Below are 12,936 nucleotides of genomic sequence, written 5' to 3'. Positions count from 1 at the left end.
CCAGCTCAACTTGCAAGTTGCAGGTGCGTTGGCAGCCCTCATGACTCGGCACATCCCTGTACCGCCATTTTGTGTGTTGAAAGCTATTGGGTATAACGCATTGATTGCCTGCTTAATTAGCCTTAGTAATCACGGGCTTTGGCGATATTTTTTTCCAGCTCACGAACCACTGCATCGGTTCGTTCACTTTCAGAAACCTGAGCAACCCCTACCCGCCACCAACTCAGGTATTTATGTACCATGGTCTTTGGCAGCACTTTTATGTCAATCAAGGTAGAAATTGCCTGCGAATGGGCATCGGTTAATGCATCGATCAGCTGTTGCTCGGTAGAAACACGATATGTTTTACAGCCATAGGCGGCAGCCAGCATGGCAAAATCAACCGGAACAAGACCGCCATCTAATTGGCCTGTGTCCTCATTACGAAAGCGGAATTCTGTGGCATAGCTGTCCATGCCATGTTCCATTTGCAGGTTGTTGATGCAGCCATTCGTCATGTTATCGAACAGCACAACGTTAATTTTTTTACGCTCTTGAATAGAGGTAACCAGTTCGGAATGCAGCATCATAAATGCGCCGTCCCCAACCAATGAGTAGACCTCCCTGTCTGGTTCAGCTAACTTCACACCCAGTGCGGCACCCACCTCATAACCCATGCACGAATAACCGTATTCGACGTGATAGTCGTTACTCCCTTTGGTACGCCACACCCGCTGTAAATCGCCGGGCAAACTACCCGCAGCCGCAACAATGATGGCATCAGGAGGTAATGTGTTATTCAGTACTCCCAGCACTTGGCTTTGCGTCAAGAAAGAGCCGGTTTTATTGATAAATTCAGCAAAAACCTGTTCACGGTCCAAATGGTCATTAATTTCAGGAACGAAATCGTCGGCGCGGTATTGCACTTGATAAACCCGCCGCGTTTCAGCTAATTGTTCCGCGCGCATGCGAGCAATTTCATCCCCCCATCCGGCTTGATAACCGGTAGTGCCAAGCTGTTGATGCAATGCTGATAATGCCTCACGCGCATCAGCCAACAATTGCAAACCATCCAATTTGCCGGCATCAAAGGCACTGACATTAATATTCAGGAATGAAACGTCTGGATTCTGGAATAACCATTTAGAGGACGTGGTGAAATCGCTATAGCGAGTGCCAACGCCGATCACCAGATCCGCCTGTTTTGCTAATGTGTTAGCAGCCAGGCAGCCGGTTTCACCAATACCACCAAGATTTAATTCATGTTCTGAGCTGATAGTGCCTTTACCGGCTTGCGTTTCTACCCACGGCAAACCAAAACATTCAGCAAATCGTTGCAATGCCTGGCCGGCTTGTGAGTATTTCACCCCTCCCCCACATACCAAAATGGGCTTACGTTTGGCGGTCAGTAACGCAATGGCATCAGCCAGCATAGCGGCACTGGCAGGGCGTCTGTCAAGGTGATGAACTCGCTTGTGGAAGAAATAGTCAGGATAGTCATAGGCTTCAGCCTGCACATCTTGTGGCAAGCTCAGTGTCACAGCCCCCGTTTCTGCCGGATCAGTCAGAACCCGCATCGCATTAATACAGGCGCTCATCAGTTGCTCTGGCCGCGTAATGCGATCCCAGTATTTACTAACCGGTTTGAATGCATCATTAGTGCTGATGCTAAGGTCATGAGATTGTTCTATTTGTTGTAACACTGGGTCCGGTTGGCGGGATGCAAATACGTCGCCTGGGAGCAATAGTAGGGGAATACGATTGGCCGTTGCCGTTGCAGCGGCGGTAATCATATTAGCGCTGCCCGGCCCGACGGATGAGGTGCAGGCATAAATTTGCTGGCGCAGTTTTTGTTTGGCAAAACCGGTAGCGGCATGGGCCATCCCTTGCTCATTCCGCCCCTGATGAACCACTAAATCGCCACAGTTTTGTTCCAACGCCTGCCCCATTCCCAGCACATTACCGTGGCCAAAAATAGCAAAAATCCCTTTGATAAATTTGATTTCCTGACCATCAACTTGCAGGTATTGGTTGTCCAAAAACCGGACTAATGCCTGTGCAGTGGTTAGCCGAATCTTATTCATTTACCCATCCTTTGCTCTGTTGCGCTACATCATGGTGACCAAGTGACGTTCAGCCCCTGAAGATACATATGCCGGAGAGAAGCAGCAGACTTGTTAGCTTTCGCCTGGCTGACGACAGTAAGGGGAAACATAGCAGGGATTATAAACAAATATTTTTTTCATAAAATCAAATTACAGAAGAAACATTTCATTCTGCGATGAAGATCAAATATTCTCAGAAACACTGAAATAACGCGTCCCCCTTTTACCATGCAATCGACCGTTCATTTCCAATCGTCAATAAAAACGCATAATTAATTGATATTAATATACTATTTTGATTTTAACTCTTCTTTATTACACCTCGAAAACCCTGCCAATAACCGGCCTAAGCTTTTGGTGTAAGTCCCATTTTCAGACCTGATATGAGGCTTTTATCTTCGTCACAAAACTGGGGAATAAATTTCATTTAATCTTGAACTTGAAATTTTTATTCCTCATACTGGTTTTAGAAATGTCATTACAGGTTTATTTTATCGGTCACTGTCGGGGCTTGGTTTAATACAGAAGGAAATGGGGATGGGTACACAACACAAAGTACTGGATGTCATATGTATCGGTCGTATTGCCGTCGATTTTTATGGGCAGCAGATTGGTGCCCGGCTGGAAGATACCAGTACATTTGCCAAATATTTAGGCGGGTCATCAGGTAATGTTGCTTATGGCACGGCAATTCAGGGCTTGAAGTCAGGCATGCTGGCACGTGTTGGCGATGAACATATGGGCCGTTTCCTACGCGAGGAATTACAGCGTGTTGGGTCTGATACCCGTTTTCTTATTACTGATAAACAACGGCTGACAGGTCTGGTTATTCTGGGTATTAAAGATCAAGAGACTTTTCCACTGATCTTTTACCGTGAAAACTGCGCTGATATGGCCCTGACGCCAGATGATATTGACGAGACATATATTGCTTCATCACGCGCGCTGGCAATCACGGGTACACATCTTTCGCATCCGAATACCCGAGCAGCAGTGCTAAAAGCATTGGAATATGCCCATAAGTATGGGTTGCGCACAGCGCTCGATATTGATTATCGTCCGGTATTATGGGGCCTGACCTCACTTGGAGACGGTGAAACGCGTTTCATAGAGTCGCAAAAAGTAACGCAGGAATTGCAGGAAGTACTGCATCATTTCAATTTAATCGTTGGTACAGAAGAAGAATTTCACATTGCGGGGGGGAGCACAGATACGCTGACAGCCCTGCAAAATGTGCGTAAAACCACGCCAGCGACACTGGTTTGCAAGCGCGGAGCACAAGGTTGCTCTGTTTTTGAAGGGGATATTCCCACCCGTTGGGAGTCAATCAAACTGCATTCTGGTGTGCGCGTCGAGGTTCTCAACGTATTAGGGGCTGGCGATGCCTTCATGTCTGGCCTGCTGCGCGGTTATCTGAATGATGAAGGCTGGGAGCAAGCCTGCCGCTACGCCAATGCCTGTGGGGCGCTAGTTGTTTCACGTCATGGTTGTGCTCCAGCGATGCCGACAAAAATTGAACTGGATGATTATCTTAGCCGCGAATATTCCGTGTCACGCCCTGACAAGGATAGCCGCCTTAATCATTTACATCGGGTGACTACCCGTAAGCAACAGTGGCCTGAACTTTGTGTTTTTGCCTTTGACCACCGCAAACAATTGGCTGATATGGCCCGTGAAGCCGGTGTTGGTGAAGAGCGCATCCCAAAACTTAAGACATTGTTGCTACAAGCAGCGCAACAAGCCGCTTTGGAGTCTGGATTGGAGCATAAAAGTGGCATTCTGGCTGATACGACATATGGTCAGGAGGCGCTCAATATCATTACCGGCCAGGGATGGTGGATAGGCCGCCCCATAGAATTACCCAGTTCCAGGCCATTACGGCTTGAACACGGTAATATTGGTTCCCAGCTAATAGATTGGCCACTGGAACATGTTGTTAAGTGTCTGGTTTTTTATCATCCCCAAGACCGTGCAGAACTGCGCCAACAGCAGGATGAGCTGATTGTAGATGTATATCGTGGATGCTGTAAATCAGGACATGAATTGCTACTGGAAGTGATTTTACCTGAAGATAATAAGGATAAGGATGAGCGCTATTATATTGAAACTATGGCTCATTTCTATCAACTAGGCATTCAGCCAGATTGGTGGAAGCTGCCGCCGCTAACGGCAGAAAACTGGCAACTGGTTGGCAAACTGATTGAAACTGAAGATCCCTATTGCCGAGGTGTATTAATTCTTGGGCTGGACTCGACAAAGGCCGTATTAAAAGCAGGGTTTGCCGCTGCTGCACACGCCCCGTGGGTTAAAGGTTTTGCTGTCGGCCGGACCATTTTTGGCCTGGCATCGCGCCACTGGTTACAAGGTGAATTGAATGATGCCGAGTTAATGACACAAGTGAAACAAAATTACCAAACCCTGATTGGTTATTGGCGTGACTATCGCCCTGCGATTTGAATTAAAAACGACTCTATCGGCGCTGAAGTGATACTGCCTCAGCGCCACTATTATGCCGCTATCTACGCTGTTTATTCCCCATAAAGCCAAAAAAATCCTGATTTCCATCAAAGTTAATAAAGGAATATCTTTAGATTTCATTCATTTCTATTAATATAGTTTGGTGAATTTATTTAAGTTGCGATGAAATAAAAGCAAATACTGACATCAATAAATGAAATTTTCCAACCACCTGTTAGAATACTGTCAGATAGACTCAAAGAACTTGGGGTTGCAGCCAGCCAAAGCGAACACATCTCGACGAGCTGACACATGTCAGTCATTCGGGTGAATAACCTAAGCTAACAACCTTGCAGCTTTAAGTACGAAGGGAATAACCCCTGAAATTTCCTCTGCCGTGGGCCGAATGGATGAATAACCCTACTCAACTTTCATTGTTACAAGACCAAATTCGTCATCGCTATGAGACGTTAAGCAAACGCTTAAAACAAGTTGCCCGTTATATATTGGATAACAGTAATAGCATTGCATTTGATACGGTTGCTTCTATTGCGGCTCAAGCCGACGTACCACCTTCAACATTGATCCGATTTGCTAATGCCTTTAATTTCAGCGGCTTCAACGAAATGAAACAGGTATTCCGCCAGCATTTGATGGAAGAAACCGTTAACTATACTGAGCGAGCACGGTTATTCCGCCAAATATCGACAGATGGCAGTACGGCACCAGAAAGTCCGGCAGAAATACTGAATGTATTTACCATGGTAAATGCACAAGCGCTGCAACAACTGGCCGTACAAACCAGCGCAGAACAGTTGGAGAGAGCAGTTAACTTGTTGAAAAATGCTGAAAATATCTATGTGATTGGTCTACGTCGCTCTTTTAGTGTTGCTTCTTATCTCACCTATGCGTTACGCCATCTGGAACGTCGTGCTTTTCTGATCGATGGGCTAGGGGGAATGTTCTCTGAACAACTGAGCATGGTGAAACCCAAAGACGTAGTGATCGCCATTAGTTATTCACCTTATGCGCAAGAGGCGTTAGAACTGGTGGAATTAGGGGCGAAGAGTGGTGCACAGCAGATTGCGATTACAGATAGCCAGGTCAGCCCATTAGCGGCTTTTAGCGATGTGTGTTTTGTCGTGCGAGAAGCTCAAGTTGACGGTTTCCGTTCGCAAGTAGCCTCTATGTGTCTGGCACAAACATTGGCAGTTTCACTGGCACTGAATAACGCGAAAGAGTAAACACTCCAATAGGAGACTCTGTTTGTTTTTCGTCATTTCTGCTCACACCTAGAATGGGTAGGATTCCTCCTACCCCATTATTATATGCTTTAGCCAGAGTAAGTTAGCTGTTATTAACCGGATAGTTATCGCTGTTGATCCATGCGTGGTCTTTCTCCCAGGTAAATTTCCATAACCGTACCGGCCCTGCCATCACATTCAAATAATAGTTGTCGTAGCCTGCTAACGTTGCCACCGGGTGATAACCTTTGGGAACTTTCACCACATCACGGTTATAAACAGGCATACACTCATCCAGTGAACGGTCGTCAGTATAAACACGCTGCATACAGAAACCCTGTTCAGGGTTCAACCGGTGATAATAGGTTTCTTCAAGATAAGTTTCGTCGGTAGAATTTTCCTGATCGTGTTTATGACTTGGATATGAGCTGGTGTTCCCTTCGTCTGTGTAGACCTCTACCACCAACAAACTGTCCGCAGGCTCACTGTCAGGCAGAATATTATGCACTAACCGCTGGTTGCGCCCCTTACCGCGCCGTTCGACCCCGACATCAGCCGGCGTAATCAGGCGGGAAGGCAAATGCCCCTGTGCAGGGGCACGGCATACCGCCAATTCCAAGTCAGTTTCTGCCACCACTTTCACATGATCATGATGTGGGACATAAACAGAATAAGGCGGTGTTCGTTCGAACGGACTCATACGTTTACCAATATGTGGGTATTCAGCGTGCAGAGTTGAAACTGAAGCAACACCAGCAACCAATACCAGACAGAGTTCATTGTCACCACTGTCCAGAACTAATACTTTACCCGCAGTAAGACGATAGACATCAAATCCAACAAAACGCCAACCCGCATTTTGCGGTGAAATGTGTTGAATACGTCCATCCGCATCCGGTAACTGACATTTGGCAAGCAGTGAAGACATAATAACTCTCCTGTTAACACTGAAATTAACCCAAGGCACACCCACTAGCATTAGCCAAGTGTTGGCATACTGTACTCTGAAACCGTTTGCTGGCCGGTAGGCCAACGGGCAGTGGTTGTTTTCATCCGGGTATAAAAACGCACGCCATCGGTACCGTGAACATTTAACGCACCGAATACCGAGCGCTTCCAGCCACCAAAGCTATGGAATGCCATTGGGACAGGTACTGGAACATTGACGCCAACCATTCCGGCCTGAACTTCATGCACAAATAGCCGCGCATAATGGCCGCTACTGGTAAAAATAGCGCTGCCGTTGCCAAACTCATGGCTATTAACTGTATCAATGGCTGTTTGGTAATCAGGGACTCTGACAATACCCAGTACCGGCCCAAAAATCTCTTCCCGATAGATTTTCATCTGTGGCGTGACATGGTCAAACAGAGTGCCGCCTACATAATATCCCTGCTCATAACCTGCAACTTTATAATTGCGGCCATCGGTGACTAACGTTGCGCCCTCTTTCACACCTTGATCGATATAACCGAGCACTTTTTTCTGATGGGTGGCTGAGATTAGCGGCCCCATCTCATTTTCTTCACCACCTTGCTGCAAGCCAGGGCCGACTCGCAAGTGAGTGATGAGTGGTTTTAACTTCTCAATTAATTTGTCCGCGGTGTCATCACCCACGACAACCGCAATCGGCAAAGCCATACAACGTTCACCCGCCGAACCAAATGCACCACCCATCAATGCATTTACTGTGGCATCCAAATCAGCATCAGGCATGATAATTGCCTGATTTTTAGCAGCACCAAATGCTTGTACGCGCTTACCGTGTGCACTGGCAGTAGTATAAATATGTTCAGCTACGGTAGAAGATCCAACAAAACTGACGGCCTGAATTCGTGGGTCAGTGCAGAGTTGGGCTGCACTCTCATTTGAACAGTGAATAACATTGAATACACCATCCGGTAACCCAGCTTCAGTCAACAATTCCGCCAGACGAACAGAGGCTGACGGGTCTAATGCCGGTGGCTTCAGGATAAAGGTATTGCCGCAAGTTAAGGCGACGGGGAACATCCACATCGGGACCATAGCAGGGAAGTTAAACGGTGTTATACCTGCGACCACACCTAACGGTTGCATCATGGAAAAACAATCCACCCCCGTACCAACATCTGCGGAATATTCACCTTTCAAGAGATGTGGAATGCCACAGGCAAACTCGACGACTTCCAGCCCACGGGTGATCTCACCCAACGCATCGGAATAAACCTTGCCGTGCTCACGGACAATCAACTCAGCCAACTCATCACGATGTTGCTCAATCAGTGCTTTAAAGTTAAACATAATACGGGCGCGACGCAGTGGGGTAGTCCGTGACCAATCGGCAAATGCTTGATGAGCCACGCCGATAGCCTGATTAACTTCCTCGGCAGTACTTTGCGTAACCTGGCTTTCGACTTTACCGGTGGCTGGATTATGAATCTCGGCAGTCTGATTGCTGGAACTCAGGGAATTCTTCCCGCCAATAAAGTTACTCACGATTTTCATGTCTAACCCTCTTCTCAATAGCTGCTACCGCAAGGTTCGCTCAAAGTGGCTTTAACCTGACACTCATTCCTAACGGACCATACGCTCAATCAGTAAAGGCTATCTTGTGGTGGGACCAAAATAGCCAGCAAGGCGACCTGCCACCAGAGAGGCGAAAAACCAGCCGACATGCAGACTCTATTCCATTGAAAAAAAAGTTTCAAATAACTTCTTTTAGAAATTTTGTTTTGTGCGATGTATCGCAAGTTCCTGCAAGGCTTTAACACCACCATCAAAAAAGCCAGATAGCCCACGCAACGTGCCAAAAAGGCTAAAAAATCTCGTTCTTTTGCGATAAATAAATTGTTAAGGTTAAAAAAACAACGGCAATAGCTCGATTTCATTGGTTCTTAATGAAAGCTGAATCGCTTTTTTAGCTTAATTTTTGAACTACATCTAAAAATTAATGTTTCGTTATTTAATTAAAATGAAATAAATGTTCTTATTTTGAGCTATGTATAGCATTTATCACAGCAGGAGCAGAGCACCATGTCCATCGCGCAAGATCGTTTCTGTATTAATCGCAAAATCGCCCCGAATCTCAGTATTGAGAATTTTTTCCGTCTGGTTAAGAAATGTGGCTTAAATAAGGTTGAGCTACGCAATGATATGCCCGGTGGAAAAGTGACTGACGAGCTAAGCACGGCCCAACTCAATGCACTGGCTGATGAACATCAAATTGAGATTGTTACTATCAATGCATTGCAATATTTCAATCTGCCAGAGCAGCGAGGCGAGCTACTACAAGAAGCGGAAAACATGCTCAAGTTGGCACGGGATATCAACTGTCACGGAGTCATTCTGTGCCCGAATTGTAGTGCCAGTGACAAACGTTCAGCCGAGCAAAAAGAGCATGACACCCTGGATGCACTGCGGCTACTTGCCCCCCTGTTTAACAAATATCAAGTCACTGGATTAGTTGAGCCTTTAGGCTTTGGAATCAGTTCATTGCGTTCTCATCTGGTAACACAATCACTGATCCGCACATCGGCTGCCCCCTACCAAATGGTGTTGGATACTTTCCATTACTATCTGAGTGATATCGTTCAGGCCGAGTTTGATGCACATATTGACGTTAATATAATTGGCTTAGTACACCTTTCCGGCGTCGAAGAGAACAGGTTGAAATCCACACTGACTGATGAAGACCGCATTATGCTCAGCGAGCAAGATAAGTTGAACAGTAAGCAACAAGTCGCAAATCTTGAACGTCTGGGTTATCAGGGAATTTATGCTTTTGAACCGTTTTCGTCACAACTAAATATTTGGTCTGAAGCTGATATAGAAAGAGAAATTCGCCAGAGCATGGCTTATTTACAAAGCTAATCAGCCCTACTGATATTGGGGCTGATAACTGACTATTGGGCTTAACACTTTAAAACGGAACTCAAGACATCGGCTCGGGGTGCCTGTTTTCTTAGACATCCCGACATGCTAACTGTATTGGCAAAATTACTATCCTCTCTGCTCATTATGAGCAGAATCACGGCTACCTGGCGCTACGATTGCTCCAGCGTACGACCAGGCTAGCTGCACCCGCGAGGGTAATCAGACTAACTACAGCAGTCCATCCCATTTTTTCCAGCATCAGGCTGCCTAAAGCTGAACCAACCGCCATCCCAACAAACACACCGGTAAATAACAAGGCATTGAGCCGGCTACGAGCTGCAGGTTCCAGGCTGTAAATAATGGTTTGGTGTGCTATCAGTGTCGCCTGAACGCCGAAATCAAAACCAATCGCGCTGATGACCATAAGCCCAATCTGGTATTGAAGTGGCAATAGCGGCAGAAGAAATAACGCTGCAAATGAGAGGGTTGCCACACTTGCACCAATCAAAGTAACCCTATGTGGTCCACGGCGATCCGCCAATGCTCCAGCAAGAGGGGCCGCCAAAGCACCTGCGGCACCGGCAAGGCCAAACGCACCGGCAACAGCACTACCAAGATGATAAGTATCTTGTAACATCACTGCTAGTGTTGACCAAAAAGCACTGAATCCGACCGATAACAACCCTTGTGATAGCGCCGCACGGCGCAAGGTTTTAAACTGAAGCCACAAGTGAATCATCGACATAAGTAGTGCTGGATAACTCAGTGTTGAAGCGGCGGGAACCCGAGGTAAACCGCGCCATATCACCAGCGTTATAAAAATAACTGACAGCGCCGCACCGATATACAGCACCCGCCAACTAAAATATTCGGCGACAAAACCACTCAGCACCCGCGACAGTAGAATCCCCAGCAATAAGCCCGTCATTACAGTTCCGACGGTCTTGCCCCGTTGTGCTGCTGAAGCCAACGTCGCTGATGCAGGAACAATGTCCTGTGCCATGGTTGCGGCAATCCCGACCACAAAGCTGGTGACTAACAACCCATTGATACCAGAGATAAAACCACTGCACAGCAACGCTGCGGTAAGCAAAAGACCTTTCAATAAAATAACAATCCGACGATCGTGGCGATCACCTAGCGGGGCGAGCAACAAGATACCTAAAGCATAACCAATCTGTGTCAGTGTCGGCACCATACCAACCGTACCTACACTGGCATGCAGGTCGGTACCCATAACCCCCAATAATGGCTGACTATAATAAATTGAGGCAACGCTAAGCCCAGCGCCGGTTGCCAACATAAGAACTGTCCGGCCGGAAAGGGTTTTCTCAGGACTATCTAAAGTACTTGGTATGGTTTGAATGGCTGACATGGCGGCTACCTATAATGATATTGAGTCAGTATTCTTGCCTGAGTAGACATGTGTTGGTAGTCGCCTAAAGAGTAAAACTGTTATACGCTTAACGTATGATAGAACTCGGTTTGACTGGCATTGATCGTATAGAGTTAATGCAGACATTTATCCGCATCGTTGAGGCTGGTAGTTTATCGGCAGCAGCAGTACGCCTGGGTACAAGCCAGCCGACGATTAGCCGGCGGTTACAGACACTGGAACGCCTGCTTGGTCTGAAATTATTGCAGCGCACTACGCATGTTATGAAGCTCACCGACGATGGCGAACGCTGCTATTCCCATGCTAAAGCACTGGTTGAAAACTGGCATAGGATGGAGGATGACCTGCGCGGGGCCACGGACGAGCCCAGAGGAGTACTGCGAGTTTTAGTGCCGCACGCGTTCGGGCAAGATCAATTAATCAAACCGCTTAAAGACTATTTAGGCCGTTATCCGAAAATGTCTGTGGAATGGATGCTAAATGATCGCCGCCCGGATTTCATCGTGGAAGGTATTGATTGCGCCATTCAAGTTGGGGCCGTCACCGATCCTTCGGTGATTGCGATTCTGCTGGCCGAGGTGCCGCGTATTGTCGTCGCCGCGCCTGAATTGCTCAATGATAAGCCGCTACCGCTACATCCTGACCAATTGCAGGATTTACGCTGGCTGGCATTAAGCTCCTTTTACCGTAATGAAGTCGTCCTAAATCATCAGACGAGTGGTGACATACATCGATTTTCTATCCAGCCACAATTGAGTACCGACAGTCTGTATGCCTTACGTAATGCCGCACTCGCGGGGGTCGGGGTAGGAATCGCCTCAACGTGGGTGGTAAGCGAAGATCTTGCACAAGGGCGGTTAGTACATCTAACTCCCGATTGGCACGGATTACCTTTGCCCATCTATCTGGTTTATCCCCATGCCAGTTTTTACCCAGCAAGATTACGGGCATTTTTAGATATTATGCGCCACGCCATGCCGAGTCTGGCTGGCACGCAACCCCCAGCGCAAAAATAGAAAAACCAGCCCGAGGACTGGTTCTTGATAATGACAGATGCCTTTTAAGGATTGTGCAGATAAAGCAATTAATTCTATCGCAGCCATCCTTCATTGGTGAAAAACTTAGCGCCTTCCGTTGTAGTCAAATAAGCCATGAATTGCGCCGCACCTATATCTGCTTTCGGTGAAATTGCCATATTGAAGTCGCGGTAAATTCGTCTTTCCGACTCAATAGTCACCATATCGACTTTATCCGCGTTAGCAATCGGCCAGTCACTCCAGGTGATCCAGGCATCTGCTTTTAACCGTTGGAAGGCCTTAAATGCAGCACCACTCCCCTGCTCATAGGCCACGATATGTGACCGTACTTGTTTGATATCTTCCAGCCGGCCCAAACGCCCGGCAATATCTTCCCACAAACCGGTACCTGAGGTGTTGTAGGTTCCTTTACCTTCGGTCACCACAATTTTGACCGGTTGTTTGATCAGATCCTCAAAACTCTTAATATTTTTAGGATTACCTTTTGCTACTGCAATCACTGCCGGATGAATAAACATCGGCACAACATCCTTGCTGGCCACAAAAGGATAATTCTCCAGATACGCCGTCATCGATTGCTCTGAAGCACTGAAAATAATATCAGCACGTTGCTGGGCATCTTTTGACCATTTCTCCTCTGGCCCGTAGATTATTTCCACACGTTGTCCGGTCTGTTGCTGAAAACTCTCTGCGGCTTTTATCAACGCGGTGTGAGGTCCGCCCGGCCCATAGACGCGAACCACGCCATCGTTGGGTTGATGGATGATATTAGTATCGAGAAATTGGCCGCTGGCGTAGGACAGCGCCGATGCCATGATACTCAGTGTGCCAATGATTAACTTTCTAATTTTCATCAACTATTCTCA

At 47.0% G+C, this 12,936-nt stretch carries 9 protein-coding genes; 4 read left to right on the top strand and 5 right to left on the bottom strand.

Annotation, left to right across the window (positions count from 1 at the left end; genetic code table 11):
- Positions 1–122: 122 nt before the first annotated feature.
- Positions 123–2,063: a 3D-(3,5/4)-trihydroxycyclohexane-1,2-dione acylhydrolase (decyclizing) gene (gene iolD, locus V1953_RS00730; RefSeq protein ID WP_372568481.1), complete on the bottom strand. Its 1,941-nt coding sequence runs from the start codon at positions 2,061–2,063 to the stop codon at positions 123–125.
- 558 nt (positions 2,064–2,621) lie between these two features.
- Between iolD and V1953_RS00725 the strand changes: the two genes are divergently transcribed.
- Positions 2,622–4,541 (top strand): bifunctional 5-dehydro-2-deoxygluconokinase/5-dehydro-2-deoxyphosphogluconate aldolase, encoded by a 1,920-nt coding sequence (locus V1953_RS00725; RefSeq protein WP_442850566.1) that lies wholly within the window; start codon positions 2,622–2,624, stop codon positions 4,539–4,541.
- A 410-nt stretch (positions 4,542–4,951) separates the two neighbouring features.
- Positions 4,952–5,785, top strand: a complete 834-nt coding sequence (locus V1953_RS00720) for a MurR/RpiR family transcriptional regulator (protein WP_083161297.1) — start codon at positions 4,952–4,954, stop codon at positions 5,783–5,785.
- A gap of 103 nt (positions 5,786–5,888) precedes the next feature.
- Here V1953_RS00720 and iolB read toward each other — a convergent pair whose 3' ends face one another.
- The gene (gene iolB / locus V1953_RS00715) at positions 5,889–6,713 is read right to left on the bottom strand and encodes a 5-deoxy-glucuronate isomerase (RefSeq protein WP_420073825.1); all 825 of its coding nucleotides are present in this window, start codon (positions 6,711–6,713) and stop codon (positions 5,889–5,891) included.
- A gap of 50 nt (positions 6,714–6,763) precedes the next feature.
- The gene (locus V1953_RS00710; protein ID WP_420073826.1) at positions 6,764–8,269 is read right to left on the bottom strand and encodes a CoA-acylating methylmalonate-semialdehyde dehydrogenase; all 1,506 of its coding nucleotides are present in this window, start codon (positions 8,267–8,269) and stop codon (positions 6,764–6,766) included.
- 528 nt (positions 8,270–8,797) lie between these two features.
- Between V1953_RS00710 and V1953_RS00705 the strand changes: the two genes are divergently transcribed.
- A complete protein-coding gene (locus V1953_RS00705; RefSeq protein WP_442850565.1) occupies positions 8,798–9,634 on the top strand; it encodes a TIM barrel protein in 837 nt (278 codons plus the stop codon).
- A 163-nt stretch (positions 9,635–9,797) separates the two neighbouring features.
- Here the strand turns inward: V1953_RS00705 and V1953_RS00700 are convergent, their stop codons facing one another.
- Complete coding sequence (locus V1953_RS00700) at positions 9,798–11,012, bottom strand: MFS transporter (protein WP_083161305.1); 1,215 nt, start codon at positions 11,010–11,012, stop codon at positions 9,798–9,800.
- A gap of 95 nt (positions 11,013–11,107) precedes the next feature.
- Here V1953_RS00700 and V1953_RS00695 point away from each other — a divergent pair, with 95 nt between their 5' ends.
- Positions 11,108–12,049 (top strand): LysR family transcriptional regulator, encoded by a 942-nt coding sequence (locus V1953_RS00695; protein WP_372568476.1) that lies wholly within the window; start codon positions 11,108–11,110, stop codon positions 12,047–12,049.
- A gap of 74 nt (positions 12,050–12,123) precedes the next feature.
- Here the strand turns inward: V1953_RS00695 and V1953_RS00690 are convergent, their stop codons facing one another.
- Complete coding sequence (locus V1953_RS00690) at positions 12,124–12,924, bottom strand: substrate-binding domain-containing protein (protein WP_442850564.1); 801 nt, start codon at positions 12,922–12,924, stop codon at positions 12,124–12,126.
- Positions 12,925–12,936 lie beyond the last annotated feature (12 nt).

It is taken from the genome of Yersinia sp. 2541 StPb PI (genome assembly GCF_052217145.1).
Taxonomy (GTDB): domain Bacteria; phylum Pseudomonadota; class Gammaproteobacteria; order Enterobacterales; family Enterobacteriaceae; genus Yersinia; species Yersinia enterocolitica_E.
The sequence above is the reverse complement of the archived record's forward strand: the minus strand, read 5'-3'. Positions and strand labels throughout refer to the sequence as shown.